General features: G+C 42.8%; 19 protein-coding genes. 3 read left to right on the top strand and 16 right to left on the bottom strand.

Translation table 11 applies throughout. From position 1 onward, the window contains the following. Positions 1–19: 19 nt before the first annotated feature. The 11 genes from rsxC to PHN32_03695 form a co-directional block, all read right to left on the bottom strand. Positions 20–1,375, bottom strand: a complete 1,356-nt coding sequence (gene rsxC, locus PHN32_03745; protein MDD3776702.1) for an electron transport complex subunit RsxC — start codon at positions 1,373–1,375, stop codon at positions 20–22. Between the two features lie 15 nt (positions 1,376–1,390). Next, a complete protein-coding gene (locus tag PHN32_03740) occupies positions 1,391–2,392 on the bottom strand; it encodes an FAD:protein FMN transferase (GenBank protein MDD3776701.1) in 1,002 nt (333 codons plus the stop codon). A gap of 106 nt (positions 2,393–2,498) precedes the next feature. Then, entirely contained in the window at positions 2,499–3,713 is a 1,215-nt protein-coding gene (locus PHN32_03735) for a hypothetical protein (protein ID MDD3776700.1), read from the bottom strand. 11 nt (positions 3,714–3,724) lie between these two features. Then, the gene (locus PHN32_03730) at positions 3,725–4,072 is read right to left on the bottom strand and encodes a cupin domain-containing protein (GenBank protein MDD3776699.1); all 348 of its coding nucleotides are present in this window, start codon (positions 4,070–4,072) and stop codon (positions 3,725–3,727) included. A gap of 11 nt (positions 4,073–4,083) precedes the next feature. Then, entirely contained in the window at positions 4,084–5,448 is a 1,365-nt protein-coding gene (locus tag PHN32_03725) for an MATE family efflux transporter (GenBank protein MDD3776698.1), read from the bottom strand. Between the two features lie 22 nt (positions 5,449–5,470). Next, positions 5,471–6,742, bottom strand: coding sequence for a DUF4214 domain-containing protein (locus PHN32_03720; protein MDD3776697.1), 1,272 nt, complete (start codon positions 6,740–6,742; stop codon positions 5,471–5,473). 63 nt (positions 6,743–6,805) lie between these two features. Further along, a complete protein-coding gene (locus PHN32_03715; GenBank protein ID MDD3776696.1) occupies positions 6,806–7,570 on the bottom strand; it encodes a TIGR02757 family protein in 765 nt (254 codons plus the stop codon). A gap of 7 nt (positions 7,571–7,577) precedes the next feature. Then, the gene (locus PHN32_03710; GenBank protein MDD3776695.1) at positions 7,578–8,756 is read right to left on the bottom strand and encodes an FprA family A-type flavoprotein; all 1,179 of its coding nucleotides are present in this window, start codon (positions 8,754–8,756) and stop codon (positions 7,578–7,580) included. Between the two features lie 87 nt (positions 8,757–8,843). Continuing rightward, positions 8,844–9,356, bottom strand: coding sequence for a ferritin (locus PHN32_03705; protein MDD3776694.1), 513 nt, complete (start codon positions 9,354–9,356; stop codon positions 8,844–8,846). A gap of 3 nt (positions 9,357–9,359) precedes the next feature. Beyond that, positions 9,360–9,734, bottom strand: a complete 375-nt coding sequence (locus tag PHN32_03700; GenBank protein ID MDD3776693.1) for a desulfoferrodoxin — start codon at positions 9,732–9,734, stop codon at positions 9,360–9,362. A 9-nt stretch (positions 9,735–9,743) separates the two neighbouring features. Continuing rightward, positions 9,744–10,385 (bottom strand): peroxiredoxin, encoded by a 642-nt coding sequence (locus tag PHN32_03695; protein ID MDD3776692.1) that lies wholly within the window; start codon positions 10,383–10,385, stop codon positions 9,744–9,746. 162 nt (positions 10,386–10,547) lie between these two features. Between PHN32_03695 and PHN32_03690 the strand changes: the two genes are divergently transcribed. After that, positions 10,548–11,135, top strand: coding sequence for a DOMON domain-containing protein (locus PHN32_03690; protein MDD3776691.1), 588 nt, complete (start codon positions 10,548–10,550; stop codon positions 11,133–11,135). On the opposite strand, the gene PHN32_03685 is transcribed toward PHN32_03690, so the two are convergent. The 5 genes from PHN32_03685 to PHN32_03665 are packed head-to-tail and all read right to left on the bottom strand — an operon-like array spanning position 11,132 to position 14,781. Beyond that, positions 11,132–11,323 (bottom strand): hypothetical protein, encoded by a 192-nt coding sequence (locus PHN32_03685; GenBank protein MDD3776690.1) that lies wholly within the window; start codon positions 11,321–11,323, stop codon positions 11,132–11,134. The genes PHN32_03690 and PHN32_03685 overlap by 4 nt on opposite strands. 9 nt (positions 11,324–11,332) lie before the next feature. Next, on the bottom strand, positions 11,333–12,511 hold the full coding sequence (locus tag PHN32_03680; protein MDD3776689.1) for a molybdopterin-dependent oxidoreductase: 1,179 nt from the start codon (positions 12,509–12,511) through the stop codon (positions 11,333–11,335). Next, on the bottom strand, positions 12,508–12,822 hold the full coding sequence (locus tag PHN32_03675; GenBank protein MDD3776688.1) for a hypothetical protein: 315 nt from the start codon (positions 12,820–12,822) through the stop codon (positions 12,508–12,510). The genes PHN32_03680 and PHN32_03675 overlap by 4 nt, the downstream gene beginning before the upstream one ends. Then, positions 12,815–13,489 (bottom strand): FAD-dependent oxidoreductase, encoded by a 675-nt coding sequence (locus PHN32_03670; protein ID MDD3776687.1) that lies wholly within the window; start codon positions 13,487–13,489, stop codon positions 12,815–12,817. Before PHN32_03670 ends, PHN32_03675 begins: the two co-directional genes overlap by 8 nt. Continuing rightward, on the bottom strand, positions 13,489–14,781 hold the full coding sequence (locus PHN32_03665; GenBank protein ID MDD3776686.1) for a hypothetical protein: 1,293 nt from the start codon (positions 14,779–14,781) through the stop codon (positions 13,489–13,491). Before PHN32_03665 ends, PHN32_03670 begins: the two co-directional genes overlap by 1 nt. Positions 14,782–14,934: 153 nt before the next feature. Here PHN32_03665 and PHN32_03660 point away from each other — a divergent pair, with 153 nt between their 5' ends. Both PHN32_03660 and PHN32_03655 read left to right on the top strand, forming a co-directional pair. Further along, a complete protein-coding gene (locus PHN32_03660) occupies positions 14,935–15,270 on the top strand; it encodes a hypothetical protein (protein MDD3776685.1) in 336 nt (111 codons plus the stop codon). Beyond that, a complete protein-coding gene (locus PHN32_03655) occupies positions 15,267–15,575 on the top strand; it encodes a DUF4405 domain-containing protein (protein MDD3776684.1) in 309 nt (102 codons plus the stop codon). Before PHN32_03660 ends, PHN32_03655 begins: the two co-directional genes overlap by 4 nt. Positions 15,576–15,612 lie beyond the last annotated feature (37 nt).

Genomic DNA, 15,612 nt, shown 5'->3' with positions numbered 1-15,612 from the left:
CTTTTTTTTAGTTCAAACCTTATTTTTTATCTGAAATCTTCTTTTTACCGGTTTTAATATAGCCCACAATAGGTATGTTTGCAGGGCATACAAAAGCACAGGAACCGCATTCAATACAATTGGAAATATAATATTCCTGGCAGTCTTCAAACCTTCCCTTTTTTACCAATTTTGGGTACATCAGTGGCATCAGCCCCATAGGGCATGCTGCTACGCACCTGGCGCATTTAATACAATTCTGTTCCTGCCCCGCCACCCCCTGCTTGATTAAAACACAGTTAAGGCCCTTGGTAACCGGGTATTCTATATCATTGATAGCCACCCCCATCATGGGTCCCCCCATGATAATATGGTACTGATCCCTATCCTGCAGGTGGCAGTAATCTACCAGCATAGAAATAGGGGTACCTATCCTGGCCAGCAAATTCTTTGGTTTTTGGAAGGCTCCGGTAACGGTTATTACCTTATCTGTTAGAGGCTTACCTTCCAGCACCGCTTCTGCTACCGCTTTACAGGTAGCTACATTATTTACTACCACTCCCACGTCCATAGGCAAGCCCCCCATGGGCACTTCCCTTCCCAATAGGGATTTTATCAATGTTTTTTCAGCCCCCATAGGGTAACGGGAAGGAAGGGAAACTACATCCGCTTTATCCTCAAGCCCCATTTCCACCAGCAGATTATGCATATGGCGGATGGCATCAGGCTTATTATCTTCAATCGCTATATATATTTTTTCAGGTTTTAATATATTGCTAATAAGGTACATGCCTGCCAATACATGTTTGCCATATTCCAGCATTACACGGTGGTCACTGGTAATAAAGGGTTCACATTCACAGCCGTTTAATATAAAAGTGTCAATTTTTTTATCAGGCGGGGGAGCCAGTTTGACATGGGTAGGAAAAGCAGCACCGCCCAAACCTACTATTCCTGCTTCCCTTATTTTATCCAAAGCATCCTTTGCCGGTATGTTGTCCATAGAGGATAAGGCCTGCTTCCAGTCTTTAATATCATCAATCTTATGTAAAACTTGCATCTCTACCCACTGGTCCTGGCCATCAGATTCAATAATTAAAGCATCTACCACTGCCCCGCTGGCCGGGTTTAATACCTGAGTAGACTTAGATACCTTTCCCGATATGGGGGCATGGATAGGGGCTGATACAAACTTATCTGTATCAGCAATTTTCTGTCCTGCCAGTACAGTATCCCCCCTCTTGACCAAAAACTCCCCGGGAGCTCCAATATTCTGCTGTATGGGTATCACTACCTGCTGCGGCAGCGGTAATACTTCTATCGACTCTTCTTCAGTCATCTTGTTCTCAGGCAGCTTGACCCCTCCAAAGGCGCTTCTTTTTTTTATTATGCTCATAGTTTTATCCAATCTTTAATTATTAACATATTTAGATAAGCCCTGAGACCTGAATATATTTCTATCATTATCAATAATCAGGGCTTCAACTCCATTTAGGCTATTAACCAAATCAATGCCCTGCTGGGGACCCAATACAAAAATGGAAGTAGAAAGTGCATCAGCATCCATGCAGCTGGTAGAAATAATAGTGGCACTTATGCACTGGTTGGCGGAAAAGCCACTCCTGGGGTCTATCAAGTGGTGGGCTTCCTTATCTGGGTCAAAATACCTTTCATAATTTCCGGAAGTGGTAACTGCCTTCCCTGCCACATTTAATACCTCTATGCTCTCTTCCTTATTGTCAGGATTTTCCAGGGCTATGGTCCAGAAGCTGCCGTCTGGTTTTTTGCCGCTGGTCATTATATCACCGCCAGCATTTACCAAAGCATAGCTGATGCCTTTTGATTTAAGCACTTCCATTGCCTTATCTACTGCATAACCCTTGGCAATTCCTCCCAGAGTAATTTCCATTCCCTCTTTTTCAAAATATATCCGGTCCGGCTCCACTATAATATAATTAGCACCTACCATTTCCATGGCCTGGTTTATTTTCTGTTGCTGTACCTGTTCTGTTTCCTGCCACAAACCAGATGCCCATAAATTCAGCAAAGGCTGCACCGTAATATCAAAAGCCCCCTGGCTAATCTGATAGTAATTCTTAGATTCAGTAACCAGTTCAGATAGAACAGGAGAAGGGTTTTTGATATGACCGTCTTGGTTAAGTATTGAAATTTGGCTGTTGGGATCATAGGTGTTGGCAATGCTTTCTATTTCTACCATCCGTTCAAAAGCAGCCTCCATAGCTCCTTCAGCTGCCTGCTGGTCGTAAGAGTAAACAGTTATGCTTACCAGTGTACCCATTAATTCGCGGGTCTGTTCAAATTTCTGATAGGTTTTAAGATTACAGCTAAAAGTGGGTAAAACCAACAGAGCTGCTATAACCAATATTAGAACTTTCAGCTTTTTAAACCCCAAAAACAATCAGCTCCCAGCTATTTTCTATTTCCCTGCCAGGCTCCCCTAAACCAGGGGCCATGCCTGCTTAAATTACAATCCTAACAATTATAATACAAATAATTTATTACTCAATGGGAAATTTTAAGGAATCCATCATGCCTTTAAATATAGCCTCCATATCCTGGACATAATTCTCCCGGGCTAAGCCGGTTACCATAAAGATGTGTTGGCCGCTTGGTTTAAAGTCCAACCTAAGCTCCCACTTTTGACCTTCATTATCCTTATAGACATAGGCATAACCCAGGTTTGAATCCTGTTCTGATGCCAGCTCTATTTTATATTCTTCTTCAATATTGCCGGTGGCCAAGTTATCCGCAAATTGGCCCAGATTTTCTTCTGGGGGAGCAATACGGCCTGGAATAATCCATACACCCATTACCATATCCTGGATTTGATCCCTGGGATATAAGTTTATAAGGTAAAAATTTTCACCTTCTTTTTCTTTAGGCATCATCCACTGGGGGTAGCTGAATGAAAAATCATAGTGGTCATTGAAGTAATCCTGCAGGCTTTCCAGATTATTTACCACTTCAAACTCCAGGCTTTGTACCCGGAGGCCATCCAGGGCAATATCCACCCTGTACCCACCAGGAACCAGACCTGAATCTGCCTTTAATTCAAACAGGCTGCCGGCAGGGGCTAAATTATTCTCCCTGGATATTTGCCCTGTTTCCGCTATAACTTCCTGCTGCCTTAACCAGGTAACTTCCATAACGGTTCCGTCCGCCAAATAGTTAAGCTTTAAGTACAAATACATATCTTCATTATTATAAAACTTGCCCCTGTTTTCCATGGGAAGCCCGTCAACGCCTATCTGACTGCCCAAAATTAACCGCTCCACCTTAATTTCCGGCTGCATGACGGTGAAGATTTTACTGTCGATTAGTTTTTGGTCATGATAATACTCCACCCGGTAGGTTCCAGGTAAAGCTATAGCCTGGCTTTCTTCAGCCGCGCTAAACACGCTGGCAAAATAACCGCTTACCCTTAAATTGGAATCTTCCATATACTGGCCTGAGCTGGTAGATAGTATTTGGCCATCCTGTTGATTTATCCATTTAAAGGTCCAAATACTGTCAGAAGGTACATTTGCCACTTCTATTGCTGCATACACCTGCCTGGTCTCTATTTCAAACTCATCTTTTTTATCCAAAGGCTGGTAAGTCTGGCTGTCTATGCTGCTGCATACGGTAAGTGGCCCAAACTCTTTAGCAGGAGCACAAGCTGTAAGCACTATAGCCAGCAGCATTACCGCTATAGTTAAATATTTTCTATTCATATTTATTGTTTTTAGGAAGGCTGGCCTTCGTGGGGAACTACACATATAAAAGTTATGCCCTCTTCCCCCGCTTTTATTTGGTGAAGCTCTGAAGGCTCTACCAAAATGCAGTCATCTTTACCAATAGGTATAACCCCATTTTCTTTGACGGCATAGCCGCTGCCTTCTATTACATAGATTTCATGTTCCCATTTATGGGAGTGACGGGGACTATAGCCGCCGGGCTCTACTTCAAATACCCTCATGGCAAAATTAGGGGCCCCGTCCTGGGCAGTAATCAAAGGATAAAATTTTACCCCTCTTATCTGGTTATCATTCATAATTTCCGGCTTGAACTCTGATCTTCTCTTAATTATCATTAGCACCCCTTTTAAGTTTTAACTCTTTCATAATTTATCTTGCGGCCAAATGACCCCATTTCTTTATAAATCCATACTACGGTCACTATTACCGATAAAAAGTCTGCTACCGGTATGGAGAACCACACTCCCTTTAGCCCTAGCACCATCGGCAATAAAATTATGGCCGGTACTAAAAATATTATTTGCTTCAGCATGGTAATAATTAGGGCAGGGGCAGGTTTGCCAATGGCTTGAAACAGCCCTCCCCCTAAAATCTGTACCCCCAAAAAGGGCAGAAACATCATAATTATCCTTAACGGTTCAATGCCCATATTAATCAAAAGGGGACTGCTGCTAAAAAATCCTAGAATCTGCCGGGTAAACAGCATAATGACTAAAGATCCCGCTACCCCTATAGCGGTTACCCATATAGCAGAAACAGCCAACACCCTTCTCACCCGGTTATGAAGCTGGGCCCCGTAATTGAAACTGGCTATAGTGGAAAAACCCTGGTTTATACCTATGATAGGCATCTGGATTAGGCTCAGCATCCTGAATCCTATGCCCATTATGGCAATATACAGGTCATTGCCATAATAGCCCAAGGCCCGGTTGAAAACCAATATTATAACACTGGACATAGAGGACCTTATAAAAGAAGGGAAACCTACACCCATGATCTCTTTCATTAAAGGCAGCCGGAATTTAAAACAGCTGAGCTTAATCTTGATTAAGTTCTTGCCCCTAATATAGTAGAAAAGTATATATAGGCAGCTTAGTCCCTGGCTGATAACGGTAGCAATGGCTGCCCCTCTTACCCCCATGCCAAAACCAAAAATAAACAGGGGGTCCAATACTATATTGGCCGCTGCCCCCATAATCATTACATACATGGAAGCCCGGGGATTACCTTCCGCCCTTAGGAAATTATTTCCAGTAATAGAAAAAGAAAAGAAAAAGAGGCCGATAAGTATAATGCCCATATACTGGCGGGCATATTCCATTACCTGTGCCGAAGCCCCAAAAAAAACCAGCAACTTATCCATAAAAATAAAGGAAAAAAATACAAAAATAGCAGAGAACAATAGGTTTAAAATCAAACCGCTGCCGAAAGCATTAGCAGCCCGCTTTGGATTATTTTTTCCTAATGCCCTGGATATTACGCTGGCACCGCCTACCCCAATCATGGTTCCCACTGACATCATTATTAGCTGAATAGGGAATACTATAGACAGGGCGGCTATAGCTAGGGCACCGGAGCTTTTTCCTACAAATATGGTATCCGCTATATTATACAGGGCACCTACTATCATACCTATGACAGCAGGTGCCGAAAAGCTTAGCAGCAAGCTGGTTATTTTACCTTTTAATATATTATCCCTCTTAGGATCCATAACCAGTAACTATACAAAATTTTTATTGATTTGCAACCCACTGGAAGAATTGATTTTTTTCTGCCTCGTTATAGCCTACCGCACTGGCATTGCCAAAATATTGGGGCCAGGACTTAAAAGTAGTGATGTTAATATCACCCCGGTTAATGGTCATAAGTGTTGGCAGTATTTTAGAGGCCTGTGCCACCGAAATATTGGTCCAAACATATTGTCTCATTGTGTTTAGAAAACTGGCCAAATTACCAGCATTAACCATGGAACGCTTCTGTACCAAAAGGTCTGCCATCAGCATAGCCGACTGTTTTTCCCTGGCATAGGCTCCTCCCCCATAAAGAGATCTTCCTTTCCTGGCCCGGGACAGAGCCAGCGCCTGGGTTCCATTAATGGTGTGGGTTCCGGTGTTAAGATAACATCCGGAAAAACTGTCTGCTATATTCTCTTCCACAGTAGTAGTGACTCCCCCAAAATAATCTATCAATGGCTTAAACCCGTCAAAATCGGTTATGATATAGAAGTCAATAGGCATACCGGTAAACTGCTCGAATGTCCTGACTGCCAGATCAGTTCCTCCTATGGCATGGGCAGCATTTATTTTCTGAGTGCTATGGCCGGGAATGGGTGCCCAGGTGTCCCTGGGAATAGTTACTACTACCGCCTTACCCGTATCCAGGTTAAGATGTACAAAAATATTTATATCAGTCCTTCCGCTTACTCTCCCACCAGGCCTGTCGGAAGCGCTGTCATCACCCCATATAATGAAGTTGACCTTATTCCCCTGGACAAATCCGGTATTGGTACCCAGGGTGCTGTTGGTTGCCGGTGCCGAAACAGCTCCTGCGTAGGGGCTTATGCCGTAAGAAGAGCAAAGTTGGGCAAATTCATTTGAATGGAGAAAACCATCCAGTACCTGGGCCCTGGTCTGTCCAGATTTCATCCTGCCCAGCCATGCATTCATCCCAAATGAATCAGGCTGGCGGTTGAAAAAAGATCTGTATAAGATAGTCACAAATTCGGAATCGCTATGGTTCTTGGCTATAAATTCCTGGCTTAATATGAAACCCTTAGCCACATCTTCACCGGTTTTTACCCCGGTCATCAACCTGTTTACCCATTCATTTAAACCACCTTGGTCGGGCTGCCTGCCCAGGCAGTTGGTATAGAACCTGGACACAAATGCCTGCACCTGTTCAGAAGTACCGGCATTAAGGGTAATAGGGGTAAGCATACCCACTATAAGTATTATAGACAAGAATATTCCCGCATATCCCCAAATCTTTTTCCACCTACTTTTCATTTAAGCCCCCGTCTTGTTAAAAATAATATAAATTATTATACATGCAAATCCAAAAGGATAAAATTAAAAAATATAACCTATTTTGTTTATCCCCAAACGGGTTAAGGCAAAATCATATTTGACTGGATCCCGGGGACTAAACTGCCTGAAGGCATCAGTTATCTCTATAGCGGTTTTCATGTCGGCCTGCTTGCGGCAGGTAAATCCCAGCTTTTGAGATATGCGGTGCATATGAATATCTAAGGGCACTATAAGCTGGGATTTATCAATACCCTTCCAGCCTCCAGGATCAACCTTGTCCTCCCTAACCATCCACCTTAAATAAAGGTTAAAGCGTTTTAAAGCGCTGTTTCCTTTGGCCAGGGGGAACAGGCTGCTGCAAAATCCATCCGGACGGCAGGTAAGGCGTCCGATAAACGAAGCCAAAGATTCAGATATAGAACGCTGACTGCGATTATAGCCTGCCAAAAAACATTGGTTTAAAGAGCCGTACTCTTCTATAGCTGCCCTTATGCAATCCAGCATGAACACTATATCCTGCCCAGTAGTAAACCGGTGCTTGAACCCCTTCATTAATTCATTTAAATCAGGGCAGCTAGAGTTAAGCAGGAAACTGCGGGGGTGGGGGCCAAGCTTATCCAGCACAAATCCTACACTTTTTATAATCTGAGCCACCCGGCCATAGGCCAAAGCAGAAGCTATGATACCTGCTACTTCCCTGTCCCCCACTTCCTGGTAATGGTACAAAAACTGAAGCGGGTCTGGGCTGACATGGCTCCGGTCATTATATTTTTCATATAGTTTTTCCAGCTTCTGCTTTTCCACCATATCCTGTTTAATCTAGCTGAGAGTGTTTTTCCGCTATGCCGGCAGCCAGTTTATCCAACCCAGCCAAGGCCTGTTGGTCCGGCAGGCCTTTCACTATTACCGGCTCCAGTATCTCTGCTTTTAGGGTGGAAACCAGGTCAGAAATTACTTCTACCGTCTTTCCTCCCCAGCCATAGGAACCAATAAGGCCTAAATACCTGGTCTTGGGCCTTAAGGCTTTGACCAGGTAAGCAGCATACACCGCTGCCGGGTGGGGCCCTGAGAGCACGGTAGGAGTAGCTAAAACCACAGTAGCCGCATCCACCAAAGCCATGGCCAGTTCACCAGTATCTGTATGAGTAAGGTTAAAAGTTTTTACCTTTACCTTTTTAGCTTCCAGTGCTGATTTAAAATAATCAACCATTTCCTTGGTACTCCCATGCATGGAAACATAGGCTAAAACTACCTCATTTTTGACCCCATCCGAAGTCCAGTCTTTATAGGCATCCAATATAAAGCCATAATCCTTATACACCTGGCCATGGCTGGGAGCTATAATTTCAATATCCAGCCCCTGGACTTTATCCAGATGTTTTTTAGCCAGATTGGCAAAAGGCATCATAATTTCAGCATAATATCTTTTGGCATTCCTATAGGTAGCTTCCTGGTCCTCTACATAAAGATTTTCAAAGGAAAAATGTGAGCCCAGATAATCACAGGTAAACAGTATCTTGTCCTCTTTAAGGTAAGTGAACATGGTTTCAGGCCAGTGGACCCAGGGAGCTATTATAAATTCCAGGTTCTTATCGCCCAGGTATAGAGATGAGCCATCCTCTACTACCAGAAACTTATCATCTGCTATATGCAGCAAATCTATCAGCATGCCCTTGCACTTTTCATTAGTTACCACTACGGCCCGGGGGAACTTTTCTAACACCTGGGGTATGGATCCCGAATGGTCCTGCTCGGCATGATTGGCAATAATATAATCTATATTATTAACATTCAATTGCTCCAAATGCGCCCATAGCTCATCCACCTTAGAAGGGTCTACGGTATCAATTAAGGCCACTTTTTCGCTGCCCTTTACCAAGTAGGAATTATAGGTAGTACCATCCGGTAAAGGAATGAGCTCATCAAACAACTCCCGGTCAGGGTCCTTGGCTCCCACATAGAATACATTATTCTTTATTTGTTCTGCCATTATTGCCTCCTGTTAGCTTGCAAAATATAATCGCACCTTTAAAGGTGCGATTATAATATATAACTTTTTATATTTTTTTTAAAACCATTATTATTCAGCAGCAGCCGGGGGAGTATAAACCCTCTTGGCCAACTCCTGGTCTATCATAAACAATCCATTACCGGTACCGCTTACCAGCTTAAGCTTTTTTATGATAGCTTCAGCTGAAGCCTCTTCTTCCACCTGCTCTGCCACAAACCACTGTAAAAAATTATTAGAAGCATGGTCTTTTTCCTTTATGGCCAAATCAACCAGGTCATTTATAAGCCCGGTAACCTTTTGCTCGTGGGCATATACTGCTTCCATTACCTCTACCGGTGACTTCCAGGCAGTAGCAGAAGCCTTTATGTCCTTCAGTACCACCTGGCCTCCCCTTTCGTTTACAAAATCAAAAAACTTCATAGCATGATCCAGTTCTTCCTGGGCCTGTATCCTCATCCAGTTAGCAAAACCGGTAAGGTCTGTATTTTCAAAATAGGCACTCATGGCCAGATAAAGGTAAGAGGAATACATCTCCGCATTTATCTGTTCATTTATAGCTGTTTGCATTTTTTTGCTTATCATTTTTTATCCTTTCCACAATCCATGAATATTACAATACTCCCTTGCGTAAATATCTTTACTGCTTACGGAAAATTCTGCCTCCGGCGCATCACCCGGCTTAAGAAACTTACGGTACGCCACATCTCCATCCACTATCTGAATCCATTCAATATAATGTTTTTCTTCCATGGGATGGTCCACGCTCCCTACCTTGACTTTTACCATATCACCATCTCTTTTTATAACGGGAACATGTTTTTCCTTAGCTGCATCTACCGTATTTTCCTTAAACAGTTTCATGGGCTCATTACAGCATACCAGCTCTCCCTTTCCCCCATGAAGCACTTCTACTATGTTGCCGCATACTTCACATTTATAAATTTGCATTTTTTCAGCCATATTTACCTCCTATAATTTTTTATGACAGAACCACCAGTCAAAGCAATCATATTTTTTCATCCTATCTGCTATTGCCCTTTCATCGGTAGGGGGCGGTATTATAACTTCATCTTTTATTATTTCATTATTAGGCCAGTTGGCAGGCATGGCCACTCCGTTTTTCTCTGCTACCTGGAATGCTTCTATCATCCTTAAAATTTCATCCATATTTCTGCCTAACTCCTGGGGGTAATAGAGCATTGCCCTTATCCTGGCATTAGGGTCTACTATCATTACCGCCCTAACTGTATTGGTCCCTTTACCCGGATGGATAAAACCCAGTTTTTGAGACACCGCACCGGCATCATCAGCAATTATTGGAAACTTGATTTCAACATCAAGATTTTCTTTTATCCACTGCACCCATTTAATATGGGAAAAAACCTGGTCTATGCTTAATCCGATTAATTCGCAATTAAATTTCCTGAACTGGTCATACCTTTTCTGGAAAGCAACGAATTCAGTAGTGCATACCGGTGTAAAATCAGCGGGATGGCTAAACAAAATAAACCATTTTCCAGCATAATCAATAGGCAGCTTAAGCTTTCCATGGGTGGTTACTACTTCCATTTCGGGAAATATTTCTCCTAATAAGGGCATCCTGTCTTCCATTACTCCTCCTTTGTTAATAATTTATCTTAATTAGTAATTAATACTAATAATATAGGAGGACCTTCATTGTGTCAATTATAATCATTATATTTCTGATAATCAGTTAATTTCAACTAAATTAAAATTATGCTAATTTAGAACTAAACAATAATAGGAGGATAGGTGAAAAAAAATATTGCTTTAACTATACTGGTAATAACCTCTGTGCTGGTATTATCTGCTTGCAGCCAGCCTGAGATCCAGGTCCAATCCTCAGGCACTGATGGATATACGGTACAAAACATAAATACCAACGGGGTTGTGGAGGAAAATGAATACCAGTTTTTGGTAGAGGACAGCGCCACCGGGCTTGCTGTCTACTGGTCTCAGGACAATACCCTGCTATACATGGGGATAACCGGCTTAGGACCTGGATGGGCGGCAGTTGGTTTTAATCCCAGTTTTGCCATGAAAGACGCTAACATAATCATGATGGCATTTTCAGAGGACCAGGCCTTAATCAGGGATGATTTTGGTGTTTCCAACTTTGACCATCAGCCGGATACAGAACTGGGCGGCACCAGCGACATAGAGGAACATGCAGGCAGCCCCGATGCTTTTGAATTCGTTATTTTACTTGATTCAGGCGATGAATATGACCAGGAGCTTATCCCGGGACAAACCTACAAGATGATCTTAGCCGTTAGCGACAGCCCGGATTTTGACAGTAAGCATTCCAAAAGATCTTCGGTTTCTGTCAGCTTAAATTAACCCAGGTAAAAGATTAAGGCTAAAATTCCATGTATGGTAGCTGCTGCAATGGCTACTATGCCTGCTATACGGTGTATCTTGTAATAGATTTTCCTTTTTTTTAACCGAAAACCAATCAAGCCGGCTAAAGCCACCAGCACAGACAGGTAGGCGGTTATGCCCAAAGGCAGTATGTAGGTATAAATCACGCTTTCTCCTTACTCAAATCTTTGCTCAGGGGTATCCCTGCCTGCATAGTCAGACCACCCCCTGCTTTCCCAATACCCTTTATAATCATAATCTACAAATTCTATCCTCTCAATCCATTTTGCCCATTTCATTCCGTATTTGGATGGAACTACAGCCCTTACCGGAAAACCATGTTCAGCACTTAAATCCCGGCCATTCATGGCATAAGCCAGCATTACTCCAGGCTGCAGGGCTTCCTCTAGGGTTATGCTGGTAGAATAACCATCGGTGCAGTAAAATACTACTTCCTGTGTCTGGGGGCTGTATTGAACCATATCCATTATATAGGCCAGGGGGACTCCCGACCAAACTGCATTTCCAATTAAGGGCCCTCCCTGGGGGTTGGAGATGGTCTCCAGGGTAGCATATACCGACTCTTGGGGCATATTTTTAAGTTGACCGTAATCTAGGCTCATCTCTTTTTCCACCAAACCTTCAATAGCTAGGGACCAATCATTACTGTCTATCTGGGGCACCATTCCTATGGTAAGCACAAACATGGTCTGCTCAGACGCAAACTCTAAAATCCCTGGATCCAGCTGCCCGCTTTCATCCGCCATTTCCTGCAGCTCTGGGATAATATTAAATAGTACCGGGTTCTTGACCCATTTAAAAGTAGGCCCGTTATGCTGAACTATTTTTAATACACCATCCTGGCTGGGAACCATATACTGGCCTTCCTTTTTCCAAACCAGCATCATATCCTGCTTAAGCTCTTCTAAGGTAAAATTGGCAGCATAAAGGTCGGTACCATAAACAATAATATTTTGGGCCTGATCCAGGATTTCTATATCTTCAAGCAAATACCGCAGGTCCAAGCCGGTGTATTCTATATCCACTTGCTCCCCATCGGAACGCACTCCATGAACTATCCTGGTTTCTGCCAGATGCAAATATTTTTCAATGATCTGTACCAAATTCAGTTCCACTTCTTCTTTTACCAAACCGTTAAAAAGAATTCGGTACTCCGGTAATGCTGAGGCAAACTCGCTGTCATTTCCTATCTGGCTTATATCTATATCCTCAAAATTAAAGCCTTGATCCAGGCTGGCCTGTTCCTGCCTGTCCTGTGCTATGGAATATATGAGCAGGGCTAACAATCCTGCCGCTGCCACTACCGCTAAAATGTAGAAAATTTTTTTATTCATGATAAGGCAAAATAAGAAAAAGCCAATATAAACAGCAGGCCGCAGACTAATAGCAACAGGTCTACTGCTTTCCCCTTAACCTTATTCCGGGCCAAAGAAGCCCTTAGGCTGAGGCCTGCATGCATGGTAAACAATATTAAAAACACTATATTGATATAAACCTGGTGTAAAAGGTTAGCCGTGCCCCGGGTAAAAAAAGTAAAATAACCCAGCTGACGGTAGCCGGTAACCATAAGCACCACAAATGCCGGTATTAGCAAATATCCCAGTATACGGTTCAGTTTTTTTAAAAATCTTTCCTTTTTAATCATAACCGGGGAAGAAATCTTTTTTGATGTTTTGGGGTTCTACCCCCAGCCCTTCCAGCTGCTGCCCTAGCGCTTTTACCATTCCTGCAGGGCCTGACACCATATAGAGGGTATCTTTTAAGTCTCCTATCTCCCGGGCTATTACCCCGGAATCTATGGTAACTTCCGGTATTATGAGTTTAAAACCCTTATTTTTTTTATCAAGTTTTTCTAATTCTTCATAAAATATGGGGGGATTATCCCTGGAGGCATAAAGCAAGATTATATCTTTTAATTTATGCCTGTAGTCCAAATCCAGTAAAATTGACCTGAAGGGAGTAATACCTATTCCTCCTGCAATCATTACCTGCCTTTTATCAGCATCAGCTACCTTAAAATCACCCCGGGGTTTCGAAGCTTCCATAAAAGCGCCTGGTTTTAGTTCCATCAGCCTGGCCTTAAAAGTACTGCCCCCTTCCTCCATTATCCTGGTGGTTATCATAATGATTTTCTCCTGCGGAGCAGACGCAATGGAAAAAAACCTTTTTATTCCCCTGTTATCAGGATTTTTATGGGGGAGCACTACCTGCACATATTGCCCCGGCACCCAGTCGAAATGCTGCTGGGGGTTAAATTTAAAGGAAAATACATCTTTTGCGTTTTGGGTCTTCTCTTTAAGAATCAATTTCATTATTTCTCCTGTTCCAGAACAGCCCAGCCTGCCAGTTCTATTATCTGTTCGGAAAATACTGCTTCTTCGGTTTGGCCTGTTCCTACATTATAGGATTTGATTGTCCTGCCTTTAATGTATTCATAATTTTGATCATATTCATATTCAACATAAGCTATGAAATTTCCATCTGGTGAAAATAGGGGCTGGCTTGATTTGCTGTTTTCACTTACCTTGCTCAAATCACTGCCCTGCCTGATATAAATATCGCCGGCTGGGTTTTGATAGGAAATGGTTCCATACCTGGGAACCCCTACATAGCACAGCAAATCTTTGCTGCTGTCCGGCTGCTGCTCCCTTAAATCAGGATCCGAAGTAACCGCTTCTATCTTGCGGTCAGCAGGAAGATAGGCATATACATCGCCATCTTCTTCAAAGTCTCCCAGAAGTTCAAATACTATTTTGCCATCCCACCATTTAAAATTGGAAAAACTTTGCACTGCTTCTACCTGCTCAAAATCTTTTGCATTTATAATCATGCTTATATCCGCCGTTTCCAAATCCATCAGATACACTTCCTCATTTATAGAATAGATGTCATAAGGGTCTTTCTCATTACTGTAGTAAGCATGGTAGACCACTGCCAGTTGCCCATCCGGCAGAAAAAGTACCGGCTGCATAAAAGTCAGTTTAGTGGCGCACATTCCCCCTATCCTTGGAATAACCTGCTCTGCCTGGCCCGAGCCCAAAACATACAGCTGTACCCAGTCGGTATAATATCTTCCTGGTTCAGGTTCTGTAGGCACATTTATTACCTCATACGCCAGCGTAGTACTGTCTAAAGACCATACCGGCTCTCCATACAGCTGCTTAATAAGATCAACATTTTCAGACTGGGTATAATCAAATTCTGCCGCTGTCTCCACCTGGCCCGTGTTCATATCAATAATGGATAAACTGCTATAAGCTCCCCTCCCACCCTCAAAGAAGGATACTGCTATCTTATTGCCGTCGGGGGAAACACTATATACCCTACCCAAGTCCCAGGGATAATCCATATCCGAAAATATCAATTCCTGGCCCGAGCCATCTACCCTTATGCTGTAAATGTTGGCCACCCTGTGTTCAAAATGATTGGATTGGACATCGGTACCAATCTCCATATATATTACCCTGTTTTCCACTTCAGTTTCCGGCAAAGATGGAGAATCCTCTTCTATTGGCGTGGTTACTGGTTCCGCTGCCTGGGGGCTGCAGCTAACTACAGCTAAAAAAAGTATAGTGCATATTCCCACCATTAATTTTTTTATCAATTACTGCCCCTTATAAGACTTGTTACATTAATTATATTATAACCATAAAAGTAAAAGTCTAAAGCAATCAAATTTTAAATAAATAAACTTGCCCTAACAAAATTAGCTTCTCCTGCGTTTATATATAATAAACAGGAACGAAAGGAATACAGGATGATTAAGAAAGCAGTAATAGCAGTGGCTATAGCGGCAGTGGTGCTTCTCAGTTCCGCAGGCTTTATATATGCCTACAATAATGAGAAACAAGGACAAAACCAGGCCGCTTATTCCGATTGTATTTGTGGCCAGGATAAGGCTTTATGCCAGCAGGAACGCCATGAGTACAGGTATCAATACAATCAGGATAACCAGGATTGCGATGGAGAGTGCCAGCAGCTTAGAAACCAGGAAAGATTGTCAGAAGATGGGCAATGCCCGCAGCTGCAGCAGCAGTGCCAGCAATTAAGGACTAACCAGTTAGGCCAGGGCAGACGAGGCAGAAATAATTGAGACTAAAAATTAAGTTAAAAATAATCATAGATATTTTTTTGCTGTTCTTTATGCTGATCAGCGCCCTAACCGGAATAGTATTGATGGTTACCCCATCCGGTCCCGGTACCCGGGCCGGACAGGGGGCTGGAGCCAGTATACTGGATCTGGCCTCTAGAAGTTCCTTGAAATTGTTCCATGACTGGAGCTCCATATTGCTTATAGCTATGGTCGTTTTTCACCTGATGTTAAATGGAAGTACCATAGTTTGTTACTTTAAACGGTCCTTTAAGACGTTAAAGAATAATGGCTGTGAAAAGATATGAGCAAATAAGGTATAATATCTGGTAAAAACCAACTGGA

Source organism: Actinomycetota bacterium, from assembly GCA_028698215.1.
Taxonomy (GTDB): domain Bacteria; phylum Actinomycetota; class Humimicrobiia; order Humimicrobiales; family Humimicrobiaceae; genus Halolacustris.
This window is presented reverse-complemented; position numbering and strand designations above follow the sequence as displayed.

Coding starts and splice junctions, on each gene's coding strand:
- PHN32_03660 (MDD3776685.1), top strand. CDS start 14,935: ATGATTAAGAAAGCAGTAATAGCAGTGGCTATAGCGGCAGTGGTGCTT.
- PHN32_03715 (MDD3776696.1), bottom strand. CDS start 7,570: ATGGTGGAAAAGCAGAAGCTGGAAAAACTATATGAAAAATATAATGAC.
- PHN32_03735 (MDD3776700.1), bottom strand. CDS start 3,713: ATGAATAGAAAATATTTAACTATAGCGGTAATGCTGCTGGCTATAGTG.
- PHN32_03730 (MDD3776699.1), bottom strand. CDS start 4,072: ATGATAATTAAGAGAAGATCAGAGTTCAAGCCGGAAATTATGAATGAT.
- PHN32_03700 (MDD3776693.1), bottom strand. CDS start 9,734: ATGGCTGAAAAAATGCAAATTTATAAATGTGAAGTATGCGGCAACATA.
- rsxC (MDD3776702.1), bottom strand. CDS start 1,375: ATGAGCATAATAAAAAAAAGAAGCGCCTTTGGAGGGGTCAAGCTGCCT.
- PHN32_03725 (MDD3776698.1), bottom strand. CDS start 5,448: ATGGATCCTAAGAGGGATAATATATTAAAAGGTAAAATAACCAGCTTG.
- PHN32_03670 (MDD3776687.1), bottom strand. CDS start 13,489: ATGAAATTGATTCTTAAAGAGAAGACCCAAAACGCAAAAGATGTATTT.
- PHN32_03695 (MDD3776692.1), bottom strand. CDS start 10,385: ATGGAAGACAGGATGCCCTTATTAGGAGAAATATTTCCCGAAATGGAA.
- PHN32_03675 (MDD3776688.1), bottom strand. CDS start 12,822: ATGATTAAAAAGGAAAGATTTTTAAAAAAACTGAACCGTATACTGGGA.
- PHN32_03680 (MDD3776689.1), bottom strand. CDS start 12,511: ATGAATAAAAAAATTTTCTACATTTTAGCGGTAGTGGCAGCGGCAGGA.
- PHN32_03720 (MDD3776697.1), bottom strand. CDS start 6,742: ATGAAAAGTAGGTGGAAAAAGATTTGGGGATATGCGGGAATATTCTTG.
- PHN32_03705 (MDD3776694.1), bottom strand. CDS start 9,356: ATGATAAGCAAAAAAATGCAAACAGCTATAAATGAACAGATAAATGCG.